Annotated in this window: 15 protein-coding genes; 4 read left to right on the forward strand and 11 right to left on the reverse strand. The window is 50.9% G+C overall.

All coding sequences use genetic code 11. The features are described from left to right. Position 1: 1 nt before the first annotated feature. From ACYU8Y_RS03140 to ACYU8Y_RS03155, 4 genes are all read right to left on the reverse strand, one after another. The gene (locus ACYU8Y_RS03140) at positions 2-2401 is read right to left on the reverse strand and encodes a mechanosensitive ion channel family protein (RefSeq protein WP_460934113.1); all 2400 of its coding nucleotides are present in this window, start codon (positions 2399-2401) and stop codon (positions 2-4) included. A gap of 314 nt (positions 2402-2715) precedes the next feature. Further along, positions 2716-3531 (reverse strand): polyprenol monophosphomannose synthase, encoded by an 816-nt coding sequence (locus ACYU8Y_RS03145; protein WP_460934115.1) that lies wholly within the window; start codon positions 3529-3531, stop codon positions 2716-2718. A 72-nt stretch (positions 3532-3603) separates the two neighbouring features. Next, positions 3604-4980 (reverse strand): protoporphyrinogen oxidase, encoded by a 1377-nt coding sequence (hemG, locus tag ACYU8Y_RS03150; protein WP_460934117.1) that lies wholly within the window; start codon positions 4978-4980, stop codon positions 3604-3606. Next, the gene (locus ACYU8Y_RS03155; protein ID WP_460934119.1) at positions 4977-5351 is read right to left on the reverse strand and encodes a DUF4296 domain-containing protein; all 375 of its coding nucleotides are present in this window, start codon (positions 5349-5351) and stop codon (positions 4977-4979) included. Before ACYU8Y_RS03155 ends, hemG begins: the two co-directional genes overlap by 4 nt. A gap of 84 nt (positions 5352-5435) precedes the next feature. On the opposite strand from ACYU8Y_RS03155, the gene ACYU8Y_RS03160 reads away from it, so the two are divergent. From ACYU8Y_RS03160 to ACYU8Y_RS03175, 4 genes are read left to right on the forward strand one after another with little or no spacing between them, the layout of a single operon-like run. After that, positions 5436-6299 (forward strand): DUF58 domain-containing protein, encoded by an 864-nt coding sequence (locus ACYU8Y_RS03160; RefSeq protein ID WP_460934121.1) that lies wholly within the window; start codon positions 5436-5438, stop codon positions 6297-6299. After that, entirely contained in the window at positions 6299-7336 is a 1038-nt protein-coding gene (locus ACYU8Y_RS03165; protein WP_460934122.1) for a hypothetical protein, read from the forward strand. Before ACYU8Y_RS03160 ends, ACYU8Y_RS03165 begins: the two co-directional genes overlap by 1 nt. A 3-nt stretch (positions 7337-7339) precedes the next feature. Further along, on the forward strand, positions 7340-8416 hold the full coding sequence (locus ACYU8Y_RS03170) for a VWA domain-containing protein (RefSeq protein WP_460934124.1): 1077 nt from the start codon (positions 7340-7342) through the stop codon (positions 8414-8416). A 17-nt stretch (positions 8417-8433) separates the two neighbouring features. Then, the gene (locus ACYU8Y_RS03175) at positions 8434-9009 is read left to right on the forward strand and encodes a ribonuclease HII (protein ID WP_460934126.1); all 576 of its coding nucleotides are present in this window, start codon (positions 8434-8436) and stop codon (positions 9007-9009) included. Between the two features lie 115 nt (positions 9010-9124). Here the strand turns inward: ACYU8Y_RS03175 and ACYU8Y_RS03180 are convergent, their stop codons facing one another. The 7 genes from ACYU8Y_RS03180 to ACYU8Y_RS03210 form a co-directional block, all read right to left on the reverse strand. After that, positions 9125-11278 carry a 3-hydroxyacyl-CoA dehydrogenase NAD-binding domain-containing protein gene (locus ACYU8Y_RS03180; protein ID WP_460934128.1) on the reverse strand — a complete coding sequence of 718 codons (2154 nt, stop codon included), beginning with the start codon at positions 11276-11278 and terminating at the stop codon, positions 9125-9127. 20 nt (positions 11279-11298) lie between these two features. After that, positions 11299-12507, reverse strand: coding sequence for an acetyl-CoA C-acetyltransferase (locus tag ACYU8Y_RS03185; protein WP_460934129.1), 1209 nt, complete (start codon positions 12505-12507; stop codon positions 11299-11301). A gap of 244 nt (positions 12508-12751) precedes the next feature. Continuing rightward, positions 12752-13759: a Hint domain-containing protein gene (locus ACYU8Y_RS03190; protein ID WP_460934131.1), complete on the reverse strand. Its 1008-nt coding sequence runs from the start codon at positions 13757-13759 to the stop codon at positions 12752-12754. 1 nt (position 13760) lies between these two features. Then, a complete protein-coding gene (locus tag ACYU8Y_RS03195) occupies positions 13761-15335 on the reverse strand; it encodes a flavin monoamine oxidase family protein (RefSeq protein ID WP_460934133.1) in 1575 nt (524 codons plus the stop codon). A 58-nt stretch (positions 15336-15393) separates the two neighbouring features. Next, positions 15394-16566, reverse strand: coding sequence for a pyridoxal phosphate-dependent aminotransferase (locus ACYU8Y_RS03200; RefSeq protein WP_460934135.1), 1173 nt, complete (start codon positions 16564-16566; stop codon positions 15394-15396). A 202-nt stretch (positions 16567-16768) separates the two neighbouring features. Beyond that, positions 16769-17953 carry a glycoside hydrolase family 172 protein gene (locus ACYU8Y_RS03205; protein ID WP_460934137.1) on the reverse strand — a complete coding sequence of 395 codons (1185 nt, stop codon included), beginning with the start codon at positions 17951-17953 and terminating at the stop codon, positions 16769-16771. A 211-nt stretch (positions 17954-18164) separates the two neighbouring features. Continuing rightward, the gene (locus ACYU8Y_RS03210; RefSeq protein ID WP_460934139.1) at positions 18165-18626 is read right to left on the reverse strand and encodes a hypothetical protein; all 462 of its coding nucleotides are present in this window, start codon (positions 18624-18626) and stop codon (positions 18165-18167) included. Positions 18627-18753: the final 127 nt, after the last annotated feature.

Below are 18753 nucleotides of genomic sequence, written 5' to 3' on the forward strand. Positions count from 1 at the left end.
TTTACATCATCTTGATGCCATTTTCCTTGAAGCGCCGATAGATACTCAGCAGCACCTGGCTTCTGAATAGATCTTCCTTATTGACCGAGTTGATCCAGACCCGCACTTTTAACTCAATGGCATCGCTGGTAATTGCCGACAGGAAAATTTCGGGGGCTATGCGTTTCACCGCATTCGGATGCTTCATGATTTCCTCTTTAATAAGTGGCTCAAGCGTGTGAAGGTCATGTTCAGCATCGGCTTTCAGCGTTAGCTCAATGCGTTTCGCTTTGTGATTGATGGTCCAGTTGACAACCTGACCGGACAAGAGGTCGCCGTTTGGAATGATCACTTCCGATCCTTCGGTAGTCAATAGCCGACTGGATCGGATGCCGATCGTTTTAACACGCCCTTTCTTAGCCGCAATTTCAATGAAGTCGCCAATCTGGAAGGGCTTGTCGAAGATTAGAATAATGCCGGAAACAAAGTTGTTGACGATGTTTTGAAGACCCAGACCGATACCTACGCCCAGCGCTCCGACCATAACCGTCACTTTATCGAGCCCAATTCCGGATGCGACCACCGCCAGCAGCAAGCCGCCGATCAGGATCACCAGCCGGACGATCACCAGCCGCGAGTCAGACTTACTGATCGATCCGCCCACTTCGTCTTCGGTTTCCCCGAAAAAATAGCCAATGTATTTCCGCATTGTGCTGGATATATACAACACAATGGTGAACATGATAATATTGGCCCAGGTAAATGATGTGCTGCCTACGGTGCGTTCGGCGCTCAGAAAATGTTCGATCCGACCATAGATGGCGTTATAGATATAGAGGTTATTGGTGAAAATAATAACCCAGGCAATCAGGGAAACAAAGCTCAGAAAGGCGTGTAAGCCAACTTTGATTTTCTCGTAATTGAAGCGTGAGGTGATGCCGTTTGATAACCGGCCGCTAATGACCTGAAGGGCAAATGCCTCATTGACAATCTGCACGAGGGTGAACAAACCAATCGCCTGTGTCAACCCAAAAATAGCGGCTGTACTGAAGATTTTAGCCAGACTCAGCCGTCCGAATACATTACAGAATACGGCCAGTATATTTAAAATAATGTAGAGAATAGACACCTGTTTGATAAAGCCCGTAAGCGCCAGCGCCTTCCGGATTCGAAACAGGAACAGGAAGCCAAACAGGATGGACAGTAAGCTTAACAGCAGGAACCACAGCCGGAAAAGCAAGCCGGGGTCGATGATCGACGACCGGGTTATAATCACTAAAATATACAAACCCACAATGGCCAGCCAGTAGTAAAACAACTGCCTTGTCCAGCTTCGATAAAACAGAAACGTAAGCGCAATGAGCAGAATGAACTGCATCAACTCGACATAAACGGCTGGCGGACGTAGATCAAAAAATGGCGCAATGTTAAAGACAAGAACGAATGTCGCAAAAACGGGTACTGGTTTAAGGTAACGGATTTTGGCTTCGGCGAGAATATTCTCAATGGGTTCGTGCCGCTTGATCGCGGTGAAGTTTGAATAAGCCCAGCCAAAAAATACCAGCCCAATGACAAACATGTAGAGCCAGTTTTCGGCACTTCGGTTGATGTAGTAAGACAGCATATACCGCTGGCCTTCATACGATTTAGCCACCAGGTCGTCCAGTGTTTCATCGGACCCTTCGCTTTTCGGAATCGACCAGATAACGTCGTATTCTTTCCCAATGATCTTGGCATTAAACTCCCGAATCCGCTCGTTGACAACGTTGGACAGTTCGGCGGTTTCGAAATAACCATCCGAAACCGCAGCCTGTAGTTTATTGATTCGGGTCAGATTTTTGTTCGTCGATTCGCTGGCAGCTATCCATTGCTGGCGCAAATCCTTCAGCGATTTAGCATACAAAGCCCGGTAATTACTATCGGCTGGAACAACGAAAATCGAATCTTTGGCCAGGCTAATCAATTGACCGTTCATGCCCGATAGCTGATTTTCGTAATCCGATAACCCCCCTCGCCAGTCCTTAAGTTGTTGCTGAATATCCCCTAATAAGACCTGGAACATGAGCATGTTTTTCATGTCATGTACCTTGCTATACAGCGCCAGGTTGGTGCGTATCGTCTTTATATAAGACTGAACTTCGGGCAGCTTATCATCAATTTGCCAGGTGTTAAATCCCCGGCGCGTTCGGTTGTTGATGTCATTCAGCGCCGTGTGCCCTTTCTCCAATCGGGCAATGATACTATCGGCAGGAATGCCGGGTTGTGGAATAATGGGTAAGCTATCGACCCGGCTCGTTTCGGGCTTCTTTTGAGCGTAAACCGATGATGAAAGAAGAAAGAAAATTGGGAGGAAACGGCTAAGAAAAAAGAGCTGCCACGTGAAAGAGTGACGCCCCGACTGGCGATTGGTTAGTTGCATCATTGCAATCCACTATTAACTGGAAGCGCTGATGACCATTGGGCTTTTCGTATTTGCTATTGGATATGGCCACACAGTTAAGATAGGTTGCCCAACACGAAAACGAGACGGAATCGTGTTGGCAGCTATCATCACTTCTCTTCACATTTGCCCTTCACACACCGGAGTGGTACCGAAGTTAATACTGCCGAGCGCCCGAATTGTTATAACGTGTGGTTAACCAATTGAACGTGAGGAGGATCTGAATTGCCTGGTTGACAGTTTGTAAGCTCACGGGCCACTGCTTAGTCGCCAAGCCTGAATGTCCCGGTTACCTACTATACTGCATCGACCGGTTCTTCAACCTTCTTCGTCGATTCCCGGCGGGGAATATAATGCCGGAAAAAACTGCTGATTTTCATCTGGAGAACACCAAAAACGGCCTCCTTAAAGATCTTGGACGACATTTTAGAAACGCCCCGTGTGCGATCGGTGAAAATAATGGGGACTTCCCGGAGTTTAAAGCCGTATTTCCAGCAGGTAAACTTCATCTCGATCTGGAAGGCATAGCCCACAAACTTGATTGGATTGTGTAGAATCACTTCCAGTACCTCGGCCCGATAGCAAATAAATCCGGCTGTTGGATCCATGATCGACATACCCGTTACGAAGCGGACATAAACCCCCGCGAAGTATGACATCAGAACCCGTCCCATTGGCCAGTTGACCACATTCACGCCCCGAATATAGCGCGATCCCACGGCTACGTCAGCCCGGTTAGGACCTTCATCGGCGCAGGCGTGGTACAGTTTAATAAGGTCTTCAGGGTTGTGCGAGAAATCGGCATCCATCTCAAACAGATACTGGTACCCCCGCGATAAAGCCCATTTAAAGCCGTCGATATAAGCCGTTCCTAGGCCCAGTTTACCACGCCGTTCGAGCAAATGCAGCCGAGCCATTGACCCCCGGAGAGAAGAGCTGGTTGCCAAAAACTCATCCTGCAAATCACGGACACGCTGTGCCGTACCATCCGGCGAGCCGTCGTCTACAATAAGAATATCGAAAGGCTCCGGTAGGCTAAACACCTTCCGAATGATGGCTTCGATATTCTCGATTTCATTATAGGTTGGGATAACGACCAGACGATCTTTCACAGGCTTTTAATTAAGTTAGGGAGGGTATATAACTAGAACAGCAAATTACTCCCTTTTTGTCTAATAAAATCATTAAAAATTGTTAATCTGTGGACTATCAACCAGTTGAGTAACCAATGCTCTGGCTTTTCCAATACAATCCGACAGAGAAACACCCCCGTACCAATTAGCGCACACAAACAAGTGATCAGCCTCGGCGGCCTTTATCGGCTGCTTTACGGCCACGATTCCTGCATCATATTGGGGAATGGCGCGTTCCCAACGCGAAATTTTACGAAAAACGGGTTTGCCGACCGTAATCCCGAATCCATTGGCCAGTTCCTGATGCACCTGATCGCCTAGTACGTCATCCGGAAGCTGAGCGTTGCCGACGTTTGTCTGTCCACCCACAAAGGTGGTGAAAAGTACCTCATCCGTGGGGCAGCGCCCCTCGAAAATTGAGCTGCTCCAGATATGCCCGGCGGCAAAGCGACCTTCAATTTTTGGATTTAACCCGCCAAATCCATTGAGTGGATGCTGAACATCGGCGCGTTTATAGACCGAATGGACGGCGGTCATGGGTGGGTAGCTAACCTGACGAAGCGAACGGGCAAAGTCGGCATAATGCGGCTCTACCAGGCGGGCGGCCGCGTCGGTGCCAACGGCCAGAACCAGTTTATCGACAAACCGAGTGCCTGATCGCGCTTCTACCTGCCAGCCGCCGTTGATTGGGCTAATCGACCTGACGGCGTCCTGGAGTGATAGGTTTGTTACGTTAGTGGCCAGCGCGTCGGGGAGCATCTGCATCCCATTCCGAAAACTAAACGATTGCCGCCTGCCCGTTGCCGATTGGTTCTTGATTAGGCCACGAAGCACCGAGCCGTATTCGTTTTCGTACTTAAGTAATACCGGAAACGTCTCCGAAACCAGCAGTTGCTCGGGGTCTCCGGCGTAAATTCCTGCCACAAACGGTCCCAGGGCGTAATCGACAATCTCGCTGGAAAACCGCCGTCTGAAAAAGTCGGCCAGTGTTTCGCCGGGAGGAGACAATGTTTTGTTGTTTCGTTCGCGGAAAATGGCGAGTTTGGTTTTCCAGCTAAAAAACGAAGGCTCGCCGAAGGTGCCAAATAGCAGAGAGAGCGGGCCGGAAGGTAATTGCCGGTACTTACCCGCCCGAAAAATATAACGGGCTTTGCTGACGGGTCGGCTGAAGGTCAGATCGGGCGTCAGGCCAAGGCCATCGAGCCAGGCCAGCAGGTCGGCGTCGCCCAGCAGAGAGTTGGGGCCAATTTCGCAGAGGTATCTGCCGTGATCCGGTTGGTCCGTTGCGGGAGGACCTACCCATTGGGATTGAATGTAGCCACCTGGCTGGCTGGCCGCTTCCCAAAGGCGATAATCAATGCCCTGCTTTTGTAATTCGTAGGCAACTGTCAGGCCTGAAATTCCCGCCCCAATAATTCCGATTGTCATAAGGGCTTCTTCGTTTTTGAATTGATCTTCTTCTGCAAATTCTCGGTAACCTGCTTATAAATTGCTTCCATATCGGCCGGGTGCGAGGAATAGAAGGTATAACTCTTTCGGTAAGTAGTCGTGTCGACGCCAAATTTTTTGAAAATCTGGTTCTCCAGTTGCTTATACACAATATGCGATGAATCGACAGAACGCAGATTGATTCGGCTAACGCGGGCTTCGGCCATATGCACTTCCGTTAGGATGTCGGCCATTTTCGCTTCGCTGATCAGGTTGTCGGGTGGTTTGTTTTCGGGGGCTGAGCAGGCCGCTATCAGCCAACCGCTGAGCAGCAGGCTCCACAGATGCCGTTGAAATAGGTTTCGATGCATACGCTGAAATGGGTAACTTTGTAAGGCAATCCCCGGTAGCAAAGTTCGGGATTGACTGTTAAAATAGTATAACGCCTGTTCTGCATGGACGAGTTCTTGGCCCGTCTCCGTAATTTCGATATCCGTATCCGCAAGGCGGTCAACTCGCAGATGCGCGGTAGTTTTCGGTCGGTGTTCAAAGGGACAGGCCTGGAATTTAGCGACTTACGTACATATCAGTATGGCGACGACGTGCGGGCCATCGACTGGAACGTGTCTTCGAAAGGACACGGTACGTTCGTGAAGGTTTTTCGGGAAGAGAAAGACCAGACCGTTTTTTTTATGGTCGATGTCAGTGCATCCCAGCAGGTTGGGGCTCGTCACCGTGACAAACTGAAGACGACCAAAGAGGTTTGTGGCGTTCTGGCCCTATCGGCCATTCGGGAGGCCAGCCACGTAGGGATGTATTGCTTTTCGGATCAGAAAGAGAACTATATCAAACCGGGCAATGGGCTGAAAACGGGCTACCAGTTGATTATGAGCCTGTATAAATTACAGCCTCAATCGACCAGAACCAGCATTGCCGACGCCCTGCTCTTTACACTCAATGCCCTCAAGCGCCGTAGTGTCGTCATTTTGCTTTCCGATTTTATCGACCTGAGTTATGAGCATAATCTTAAGGCGCTGGCTAAGAAACACGATTTGGTCGTTATTCACCTATACGATCAGCGGGAAGTAAAGCTCCCCAAACTGGGAATCATTCCGGTACACGATACGGAAACTGGCCGCACGGTCTGGGTGAATACATCGTCGGTGTCGTTTCGGACGGAGTTACACGATACATTCCGCCAGAATCAACTGCGGCTCGAACGGCTTTGCAAACAGTATAATGCAAATTACCTGGCGCTTGATTCTCAGGAGGATTTTGTGCCCAAACTTGTCGAATTATTTAGGGTCAGAAAATATTGATGAAACGATTCGGCTTTCTCCTTCTTGGTTTTTTCTGTTTTCTGGTCAGTCCGGGGCAGGCGAAATCACTGTCTGGCAAGCCACCACTTCGACAGGATATGCCGAAGCCGAATTCTCTGCGGCAGAACCTACTGTGGGGCTATTTTCTGGTGGATAGTATTGAGATTGGCCGGCCGTTCCGGTATTCGCTGACGTATCGTCACCCAGCTAATGTGGATGTTCTGTTTCCGGATACCGCCCGTTATTTTGCCCCTTACCGAGTGCAGAAAGTAGCCGTGTTTGCGACCAGTACCCTTGGGTCCGGGCCAACGGCCGTCAGCCGGGATAGCGCTGTTTACACACTGGTCTCGTTCGAAACCGATTCCATTCAATGGTTGCGGTTGCCTGTTCGAGTGGTCAATGCTACCGACTGTACGGCCCAGTGGACTCAGTTGGATACCGTTTTTCTGCGATCGAAACTACCACTGGTTTTACGCGATTCGCTGGCTTCGCACCCGCTTCGGCTGGCTACCGACACAACACTGGCACCCCTTCAACAGCAGTTTAATTATGTGGCTCTGGCCGCTGGTGTGATAAGTGCCAGCCTGGGACTGGGTGTACTGTACCTGCTATTTGGGCGGTTAGCGCGTCGGCAATGGCGCATCTATCTGCTCGATCGGCGCCATGCTCGTTTTCTGGGTGAGTACACCCGGTTAAGTGACCGGCTCAGTTCATTCACAGCCGCCGAAACGGCTAACGAGGCTGTTGTCATCTGGAAAGCGTATCTGGAGCAGTTAGACCCGCAGCCGTATATGTCATTGACTACGCCGGAGCTAGCTACCCGGCTGCGCGACGAGCGCGTTGCGATCGCTCTCCGGGAAGCAGACCGGATGATTTATGGCGGTACGTACACGCCCCAGTCGCAATCGGCCTTGCAAGTCCTGAAGGATGTAGCCACGCAGATGTACCTTCAGTGTCGAACTACGTTGATGCAGTCAGACGGACGTAGGAATGAGTCATCCTCTACTCGCCCGGCCGAACCAGTTTCTCTATCCTGACCTATGCAACCCTGGTATTCACTTCATTGGTTTGGGCCGGCACAATGGCAGCAATTTCAACTGGCGCAGCCACTGGCTCTGTGGTTGATTCCGGGTATTTTGCTGCTGTTCTTTCTGCGCTACTATTTATACCGGAATGCACAACAGCGCCTGAATATGTCCATCGGGCAACTTCGGTCATCTGACAGTAGGGCTGGTTTTCAGGTACCCCGTTCATTGCTAAGCTTAGGCCGCTATTTGTTGCCAGTCAGTGTGTTCCTTAGTGTTTCGTGTTTGCTGGTTGCCCTGGCCCGGCCGCAGATTATCAAACAACAGCGCAGTGAGCAATCCGAAGGCATCGACATCATGATGGCGCTGGACGTATCGGAGTCGATGAGTGAAACAGACCTGCGTCCTACGCGCCTGGCTGTTGCCCGGCGGGTTGCCCAGACGTTCGTAAACGGTCGCAAAAATGATCGTATTGGTTTGGTCGTGTTTGCGGGAGAGGCCTTTTCCCTTTGCCCGCTCACCACCGATTATGGGTTGTTGAAACAATACTTAAGCGAACTGAACGATCGAATGATTCGCACCTCGGGAACGGCCATTGGCGATGCGCTGGCCCGCTGTATTAACCGGATGCGCGACCGCACCGTATCCACAACGGACACCCTGCAGACCGATGAAGATGCCCGGCGGCTGGAACGCAGTAAGGTAATCATTCTCCTGAGTGATGGTGATAATACGGCGGGAAACCTTGATCCTATTACCGCTGCGAAGTTGGCTAAAGCATTCGGTATCAAATTGTATACCATTGCGGTGGGTCGCCCAACGGCGTCGGCAGCCATGGCAACCACGGTTGATGAAGGTGTTCTAAAGGCTATTGCCACGATTGGTAACGGGAGTTTTTTTCGGGCTACCGATGCGGGACGCTTACAAGCTGTGTTTGCCCAGATTAGCCGACTGGAGAAGTCACCAATACGCGTACAGGTTTACGAAGATGTGCAGGACTATTATCGAATTTACGTGTATTGGGGAATCACATTTCTGCTGATTGCTTTATTTCTGAAAAACACAATCTTTGGTAATGTACTGGAAGATTGACCGTAAACCGATACACTATGCTGAAATCCTATTACAATGCCGATGCGGTCGAAGCGGGCTTAGATGAAGTGGGGCGGGGTTGTTTAGCCGGACCTGTGGTAGCGGCTGCGGTTATTCTGCCGAAGGACTATACGCACCCTATCCTGAATGATTCGAAGCAGTTGTCTCGTGTTCAGCGCGAACTGCTGAAAAAAGACATCGAACGCGATGCGCTGGCCTGGGCTGTCGCTGAGGTATCTCACGAAGACATTGACCGGATCAACATTCTGAATGCCAGTTTTCTGGCTATGCATCGGGCGGTGGATACGCTGGCTATCAAACCGGAACATTTACTGGTCGATGGGAATCGGTTTGTGCCATACCCGATGATTCCACACACCTGTATTGTCAAAGGCGATGCGCATTATTTATCCATTGCTGCGGCATCAGTTCTTGCTAAAACCTACCGCGATGACCTGATGGAGCAACTTGGACTGGAATTTCCGGCCTATGGCTGGGCCAGAAACGTGGGCTATCCAACCCCTGTTCATCGGGCCGCCATCCGGCAATTTGGCCCTACGAAATACCATCGGATGAGTTTCCGGCTGGTGTAAAAACGCTTACCCGCTTAGACGACTTTCTACAACACGATATCGTATCCGTGAACGTTTTTAGCGTATTGCTTCGGGTAACTACCGTTTACGCAAAGCAATACGCCAGGGTATAGGCTTATACCCATTCAGGCTTGCGTCCCCGTTCCCGCAATTGTGCTGTTGGCCGAAAGCGTTCACCGTATTGGTCGGCCAGACGATCACATGTGCTGATGAACGTTTCGAGGCCAACAAAATCGATGAACGATAACGCTCCACCCGTGTAAGCGGGGAAACCCCAGCCCAGAATTGAGCCCAGGTCCGCGTCTAGTTTGGTGCGTACGACATGCTCCTCAAAGCAACGTACGGCTTCAATAGCTTGCCGGTAGAGCAAACGGGTTTTCACCTCATCGAGCGTAGGCTGCTGTTCGGCCCGTGGAAAAAGATCCTGTAATCCGGGCCACAGTTTTTTACTCCTGTCTTCGGCGTAATCGTAGAAGCCCGCTTTTGACTTCTTGCCCAGACGGCCAAGATCAACGAATTTTTTGGCCACTTCGTAGCTCGTGTCGTCTTCGCGAACGGCACCGTCCTGAATACCCTGGCCCGCTATTTTATAGACAAGATCCAACGCTACCTCGTCGGTTACGGCCAGCGGCCCGACGGGCATTCCGGCATCTTTTCCGCCATTTTCGATCAAAATCGGATTGACACCCTCTTTCAGTAACTCCATCCCCTCCGCCGAATACGTACCGAAACAACGCGAGGTGTAGAAACCACGGGCGTCATTGACAACGATGGGCGTTTTACGAATTTTGCGGGTGAAGTCAATGGCAACGGCAAGCGCATAGTCCGACGTTTGTTTTCCCATAATAATCTCCACCAGCATCATTTTGTCGACCGGTGAGAAGAAGTGAATACCAATAAAATTGGCCGGGTTTGCCGAGGCCTCGGCCAGTCCGCTGATGGGTAGGGTAGAGGTATTGGAACCCAAAACACCCAGGCCATCGGATGCAAACATAGGTTCGGCTTCTCGGGTCACCTGCGCTTTCAGCTCCCGGTTTTCGAAAACGGCTTCGATAATCAGGTCGCAGCCGTCCAGGTCGGCCGCGTTGGCTGTTGGCTTGATCAGATTAAGAATTCCGTCTACAGTCTGCGGGTCCACTTTTCCCCGTTCGACCCCTTTTTTAAGGAGTTCACGGGAATAGTCTTTCCCTTTCTCAGCAGCTTCGGTAGAAATATCCTTCAAAACGACCTCAATGCCTGCCTGGGCCGATACGTAAGCAATACCTGCTCCCATCATGCCCGCACCCAGAATACCCAGTTTCTTGACATCTGTCTTAGGGAGATCTTTCGGCCGGCTCGCGCCCTTGTTAGCCTCATTCAGTCCCAGGAACATAGTCTGAATGAGGTTTTTTGCTACTTTAGAGGTAGCTACCTTCACGAAATGGCGCGCTTCAATAACCAGCGCCCGGTCGATATTAACTTGCAGGCCTTCGTATACACACGCCATAATTTCGAGCGGGGCGGGGTAGTTCCCTTTCGTTTTATCCATCAGCATGGCCGTGCCAGCCGCAAATGTCTGTGCCCCCACCGGACTTTGAACGTTGCCGCCCGGCACCTTGAAATTATCCTTGCCAACAATTTTACCCGACTTGCGGTCAATCTCGTCCCATGGTTTGATGGGGTTCAGATTAGCCTCGATCCAGGCGCGAGCCTGTGCCAGCATGTCGGCCGGGTTCTCGGCAATAGCGTCGATCATGCCCAAAGCTTTCGCTTCCCGAACACCCACCTTTTTCCCTTCGAGGAGCAATGGCAATGCCGCCTGAAGACCAATCATGCGGGGCAGTCGCTGCGTGCCGCCCGCTCCGGGGAGTAAGCCTATGGTTACTTCGACCAGGCCAATGAGCGTTTTGGGATTATTCAGAGCCACACGATGGTGACAGGCCAGGCAGATTTCGTAACCACCACCGAGGGCCGTTCCGTTGATGGCGGCTACGGTTGGCTTACCCGAGGTTTCGATGCTGCGGAATACCCGATTCAATTCCGAGGAGACTTTCAGCATCTCCGTCGGTTCTTTATCATTATTGCGCAGAATCATTTTTAAGTCGGCCCCCGCTACAAACTCGGGTTTGGCCGACGTAATGATCAGCCCCTTGACCGATTCATCGGCCATTGCCTGCTGCAACGCAGCTTCGAACTGAGGGATCGACTCGTCGTTGAGGACGTTCATCGGCGACGAGGTCATCTCCCACGAAATTATGGCTACGTTCTGGTCAATGCTGTACTTGATCATGCTTAAGAAGTTTGTGAGGCTTAGTTAACTCGTTCAAAGATGGTGGCGATGCCCATACCGCCCCCGATGCAAAGCGTCGACAAGCCGACTTGTTTACCCGTGCGTTCCAGTTCGTCAAGCAGCGTAGCCGAGATAATGGCTCCGGTTGCCCCCAGCGGGTGGCCCAAGGCAATGGCTCCTCCATTTACGTTCAGCTTGCTGTGGTCGACCCGGAACTCATCCATAAATAGCATGGGAATTGCGGCAAAGGCCTCGTTTACTTCAAACAAGTCAATATCGCTGATGCTCATACCCGCCCGTTTGAGCACTTTGCGCGTCGCCGGAACAGGACCTGTAAGCATGATCGTTGGTTCAGAACCCACAACCGCAAATGCTTTGATGCGGGCTCGCAGTTTCAGACCCGATTGCTCCCCAAAAGCTGCGCTCCCAACGAGTACGGCAGCCGCTCCGTCAACGATCTGCGAAGAGTTTCCGGCGTGGTGAACGTGATTGATTTTATCAAATTGCGCGTATTTAAGCAGCGCCAGGGCATCCAACCCAAGTTGCCCCATGGCTTCAAAAGCGGGTTTAAGTTTACTCAGGCTTTCGACCGTTGTACCGGGCCGTACGCCTTCGTCGCGGTCAAGGACGGTAATCCCAATTTCATCTTTTAGCGGTATAAGGGATTTGTGAAAGCGATTATCGGCCTGGGCCTGAACAGCCCGGCGGTACGATTCAGCCGCAAAACTATCCACGTCGGACCGGGAATAGCCGTATTTGGTGGCGATCAAATCGGCCGAAATACCCTGCGGAACAATGTTGTGACGCGCAATAATTTGTGGATTCATAAAAATCGCGCCCCCATCAGAACCCATTGGTACCCGTGACATTGATTCAACACCACCGGCGATAATAGCATCGATCTGCCCCGACATGATGTAAGCTGCGGCCATGTTGATGGCCTCCAGGCCCGATGAGCAGAATCGGTTCAACTGCACCCCCGCCACCGACTCATTATAACCGGCTTCCAAAGCAGCCGTACGAGCAATGTCGGCACCCTGTTCGCCGATGGGTGTTACGCAACCCATAATGACGTCATCCACTAAGGAAGTATCAAGTTGATTACGGTCGCGGAGTTCGCGCAGTACACTCGTCAGGAGCTGAATGGGCTGCATATCGTGCAGCGAACCGTCGCTTTTACCTCGTCCCCGAGGTGTTCGTACGGCATCATAAATGAAGGCTTCGGCCATAGTACTAGTGAAAATTAGTATGCGTGCATACGGTTTTCGAGCAGGCAAAAGTAATCGTGAAAGGTGAACGAGGCAATAAATTCGGGTTAAATTGATAGACTGCTTAAAGAAAGAAAAACTAAATTTTTTCACTTGACAGTCTGCTACAGGTAGGGATGGTGTACAGATAACGTAAAGCGGCCAGACTTATCATTGATAAGTCTGGCCGCTTTACAAATGCCATAAATCAGGTGAATAGCCTGACTTATTTATCCATAACTACCGTCTGATCAACTAGATAAGCGCCCGATTGGGTCGCCAGATTATATACGCTTTTCACTGAACGAACCGCTTTCTGAGTCCGCACGACATTGTAGGCTATAACCCCGTTGGTTGTTGCATCGTATCGGTACAAAACGTCACCCGCTTTGACCTCGCCCAACGCTTTGCGGCCAGCCGCAGTCAGGACAGGGTGGTTGGCTGTGGCTTCGAGTAACATCGGGGTCGTTAGCCCTCCGCGCGTATCGGCGGTGAGTTCATGTGCTGCCGACAGCCATACGCCTGCCAGCTCGAAGTTGCCCTGGTGCGTATCCAACTGAGTTACGGTTGTTGGTTGGAGGGTTTTCGTTTTGGCATCGTAACCCAGAACGACATCACCCACGACAACAGCGCTAATGTTTTTTGACGAGCCATCGGCCATGGTCACGGGGGCATCGGGGGCAAAGCAGAAATTGTATTCTTCTTTTTTCTTGGCACCACCTTCGTCGGATTTAGCACCGCCACCTGATAACAGCCCCGCCATCTCGCGCGATAACACAAATGTCAACGTCGACATGAGACCGGGTTCTTTCTCGCCAACGTATTTGAGGTCGTCGATGTACGCGTCCCAGGCTTTGCGGTCGGCTGATGCACCGGGAATAACGAATGGCTTGATTGCCGATGTTTTCGTGTTCTGGTAGATTGCCAGCAGACCAAGCTCCTTTGTGTCTTCGGCCGTAAAAACCTTGTAAAGATAAATTTTACGGGTAATGCCGTCGCTGTACGTAAACACATAAGCAGGACGCTCCTCGTAGCGATCCAGAATAAAACCACCCGATTTGAAATACGTATCCTTGTCGAGGTTGGCTACTTTGATGGCTTTGATGGCTCTCAGTTGCTCAACGGTCATACTGGCGCTGGCCGAGGCCGTTTGTGCCGAAACGCGTTGACTCAAAAACTGCGTGGCAATAGCGCAGCAGCAGAAAATCAGAATTGACAGTAGGTTATTTTTCATGTTATTTCTTTGAGTACTCGCCCACTCGGGCATGAATCGCTTCGACCGTTCGGTGGGCGGAGGTAAATGCGCCGGCCATCCAGGCGGTCAGGTACGTCGTATGCTCTCCGGCAAAGTAAATATTACCATCGGGCTCCAGCAAGGAAGGATAATATTTCTTTCGGGTTGCGTCGTCGTAGGTAGCCCAGCCACCGCCACTGTAAGGCACCCGATGCCAGGCCAGTGAAAATGAATTCTCGAATTCGGCCGGGTATTGCGGGTGAATTTTGACGCCTTGCGCGAGCGCCACTTTTTCACGTTCGGCAACGGGTAACGCGCCCACGGCTTCGGCCCGGCTGTAGAAATTGTAGTAGCCAATCAGAACGCCTTTTTTTCCCTGGAAACCAAATGACGGATACCATATCTGGTTGATATCCATATTGGTACGCGAAATGCCGCCGTAAATCCAGTCGTCTTCCTCCCAAAACCGACGCTTGAATTGCAGCCCGATCTTGCCTGTTTTAATATACGGAACAAAGTCCGCGGCCCGCTTTATGGTACCCGACAAATCAGATTCCAGATTCTTGAGCATTGGTAAGGGCAAGGTACAGACGCAGAATTCGCCCGTCAGCTCTACCGGTTTACCGTCTTTCTGGTACACGACCCGAACCCCGTTCTCTGTTTTGCGGAGTTCCGAAACGGGGGCGTTGAAAATAATTTTTCCGGTCAACTTCTTTTCCAATGCTTTCGGAATGGCATCCATGCCACCCACCGGCTGCAACAGCGTTGTCTGCTGTTCGTAGATGTAATCACCAACGTTGTAGAACACGGGCTGCATGAACCCCGACCGTAATAAATCGGTCAGTCCAAATGGATCGGTCGTGCTACCAGGCATTGTGCCCGCACCGGGTTCGGCTTTGGTTTTATAACCGCGCCGGTTGGTGCCTTTGTAGAGGTGGGCCGTGTTGAGGTCACCTTCATTTTTGAGAAAATCAATCAGTTTTTCAACGTCTTCTTTCGTCAACTGCTGATCCAGGGCTGATTGGTCCAGGGCTTTCGCCAGCAATTCGGCAGTATAGCCGCGCATGTCGTTGTGGTACTCTTTGATGCGCAGCCGCCGGTTGGCCAGATCACCCGTTCCGCCTTCATTGAAGAGGTAGGCGGCTTCGTTATTGCCATTGAAAATTTGCAGCGGTACATCCAGTTCGCGGCAGTAATTCAGGGTTAACTGGTGATGGTGCGGAATGCGGGCGGCTCCCCCGTTGAAATACAGCCCCTCGCCAAACTGGCAGGTCTGATCCGTACCACCGCCCAGCTCCGTTTCTTTTGTGCCGCCACGAATCGTCCAGACGCGCCCGCCCGACCGGGAACGGGCTTCCAGTACGGTACAATCGTAGCCAAGTTTGCCAAGTTCGTAGGCCGTTGCCATACCGGCCAGCCCAGCGCCTAAAATGATTACTTTCCGGCCTTTACCATCCGCTACCTTGCCATTGGCCGGCAAATGGATCGCCGACGCCGGGGCGGGCTGGACCATTCCCCAGGCCAGCAGGCTGGCGTAACTGGCACTGGTTGAATTAATAAAATCTCTTCTTGTCATAATGTATAAGTACGGAGCAGCAGGCCGGGTGGCCGGAGCGATGCTGTCCCGTACGGAGTTACCCGACTACCTTTTTGAAGCTATCCATAAACATGGCCATCTCGTCCATCGTCCCAATGCTGACCCGGCAATAAGGCTGCCCGTTGAAGTCGCGTGTCTGGATACCGATACCATTGGCAAACATCTGGTTGCTGAAAGCCGACGTTTTCATCCGAATGGGGAAAAGGATAAAGTTAGCCGACGACGGAATGACCTCATAACCCATATCCGTCAGGGCTTTTGTGGTGTATGTGCGTGCTTTTGCGTTTTCGGCCCGGCAGTGATTCTGCCAGTCAATGTCTTTGTAACTGGCGATCCCGGCCATCAGGGTCGTGATGCTCACCGCGAACTCGCCATTGGTGTAGGCGTGTAGCGTTTTCAACATCTCGGGTTGAGCAATGGCGTATCCTAACCGCAAACCCGCAAAGCCGTGAATCTTCGAGAAGGTACGCGCCAGGATTACGTTCATGCCTTCGCTGACCAGCTTGCCTAGCTTTGGCCGTTCGGCGGGTTCGAAAAAGTCGATATAGGCTTCGTCGATGAACACCGGTACTTTGGGGGCTACTTCACGGATAAATGCTTCCAGCTCGGCCGTTGGAATAATAGTGCCCGTCGGATTATTGGGGTTCACAATATAGACCATCTTTACATCGGGCGTAATGTTCGCTTTGATGGCCGGGAGGTCAAATTTATAGTCTTTTGTCATGGGCAACGCCTTGATCTTTGCCCCAAACTTTTCGGCCCGCTGGAGCAGGTCGTCATACGTCATGGTGCTGGTCAGAATGGTGCCTCCTCCTTTGGCGAAGTAATCCGCAGCGGCCATCAGAATATCCGACGAGCCGGGCGACATCATGATGTTGGCGGGTTTTACGCCTTCATCCGTAGCCAGCAGTGTTTTTAGCTGCGCAAATTCCATCCAGGCGTAGCGGTTGCCCAGGTCGGCTGCTTTAACCAGCGCTTCTTTAGCACTGGGAGCGATGCCCAATGGGTTTTCGTTTGCCAGCAAGCGAGCCTTCAGCTTAGGCATCTTGTCAAACGGATCATCGGTAAAAGCAAACTCATTGGTGAAGCCCGAAACAAATGGCGCATTAGGTTGGCTGGCAGCAGCTGGCGTAAACCGGCTCAAGCCAAGACCAGCAGTTAGAAGGCCGCTGGCGCGAAGCCAGTCCCGGCGAGTTAGTTGTGAGGACATATTTGTAAAATTTTGTACTTATCTAGGATTAAATAAAAGTAAAGTGGAATATAAGTCCTTAGTAGATAGGGTTTTGTGAAAGTACGAATTAATGACAACAAAAAAGCGTCTTCGGCTCGAAAACGCTTTTGAAATATTTTGCTTACAGGAGTATAGTCAAAATTTATATAGTTACAAATGACTATGAGCCAAATAAAAAAGGTTAGTTTACTTCCAGGACATCTTTCGCGGGCAATTTAGGGAATGGTGCATGCGGCTCAGCCTGATACCAGAACACGGTGCTGGATACGTCGGACATTTGGGGTAGATAACGCCCGCCACTACGCCAGCCCAGATCCTGAATGGTTACCCTTAATTCTTTTTCGAACCGGATGGGATCCATGATGTGCCAGCGGTACATGCCGAAACGCTGCTGGGATTTATACGTGCCATCGGGCTTAGTAACCTGATGCAGACCAACATACGGCGTTGAGAAGGGCACATATTGCCCACCCCGGTCGAAGTTGTAGGAGCCGCAGAAATAATCTTCCGTCCCTGTACCCGCAATGGTGGGGAAATCGGTGTCGCCATCCATAAAGAATTTGATTTCGCCTTCGCCCCACCAGCCATTGTTATTGACGCCCCAGGCCAGAAATGTGCCCACATATTGACCTTTTCCTTTTATGCCCTCCAGCAACGTAATATCTTTCTTGTACGGATTCGGATTTGTTCGGCGAAACTGCGCGTGAAAGTAAGCCATGTCGTCGGGCACCTCGGTGAGCGTGTAGTCGATTTGGTAATACAGGGTCATTGCGTCTTTCTCGTTGATGTTCTCCATCGTGATCCGGCATCGTTTGCGGAACGGCATCTGCCAGTAGCAGTTAAACGCACTCCCCGGATTAACGCTGACCGGCAACGAATTGAGCTGGGCATACTCGCCCCAACCCATGCCGAAGAAATCGCCCACGGGCACTTCAATGGACGGTGTCGGTTCATCATCCCAGTAGACCCGCAGAATGGAGAAGCGCCAGTTGCCGGTGGGCGTCATCCAGATGTGCTGAATGGCCCCCGGTCCCTGCACATCGGCCAGGGTGAAGGTTTCACCGGCTTTAATGTGAATGAACGGATTCACTTTCCAGCCCCGGCCCAGGTCACGGGCGGCCTCTTTGGCGTTGGCGTGGTTGGGGCGCGTATCGGTCAGGTCGTCCATGCCGCCCTTGCCTTTTTCGCCCGTAAAATTCTCGGGGCTGATGGACCGGGTTCTGGCGTTCGACAAGCGGGACAGGTTACCCAGATTCATGTCCAGTCCATTGAACGCACCCGAATTACGGGGCTGGGCCAGGAGAGAATTGGTAAAGGCGTAAACGAGTAGGAGCGTACTCGTGAGAAGTAAACGAATCGCTTGCATGAGAGTAAGGCGTTTGTTTCTTAAAAAAAGGGAACAATGCTGATTTTTACCACTCTACGCATAAAAAAAGCCGATGCACCCGCATCGGCTTTTTTATAAGTCAAGGCTATCTATGTATCAAAGCACAAATAGCTTAGTGTATTTCATGTTAGTGTTTTTGTCATGCTGACGTATTCTCGATGACCTACTTACGTGATTGACGAAAGTCACCTCACTTTCTGTATATCCACTGAATCTTACCAGACGCCGTTGCAGTACTGGATATCGGAATGGTGTAATTTGAAGGCGTGACCTGAGCAAGTTCTTCTATATTTTTTGTTTTAGAATAGGTGTATGTATCCGATTGTCCCGAATCATATTTCAACGTTAACGTATTATTTGTGAAATCCCAGGTGCCTCCGGCATCAGTCACTGCTTGATACCGATAATTTTCATTAAATGTGTTATCTGAGTACACATCTATGGTTGAAGCCTCTGAATTAAAGAAGTATAAGTCTAATGGAACACCGTTAATCGCACTCAGAGAAGTGGGGAAACCACTTGCTAGCCCCCTGTTCGATTCCCAACGACCAACTACAGGCGAAACCGCCACTGGATCGTTTGATTTAGAACAGGAGTCCAGGCCGATCAAGGCAAGTAAAGAAAAACAAACAGCATACACGTAGGGCTTCATAAGCAGTTGATTTTTTTGGTCAGATTTAGACGAATGAGATTGTAAACTACAGAAAAAATAGATAGGGCAATACCTCTCTTACGCAAAATACCTCCTTTCCGATGCAATGCCATATACCAATTGAGCT

Source organism: Spirosoma humi, assembly GCF_054776575.1.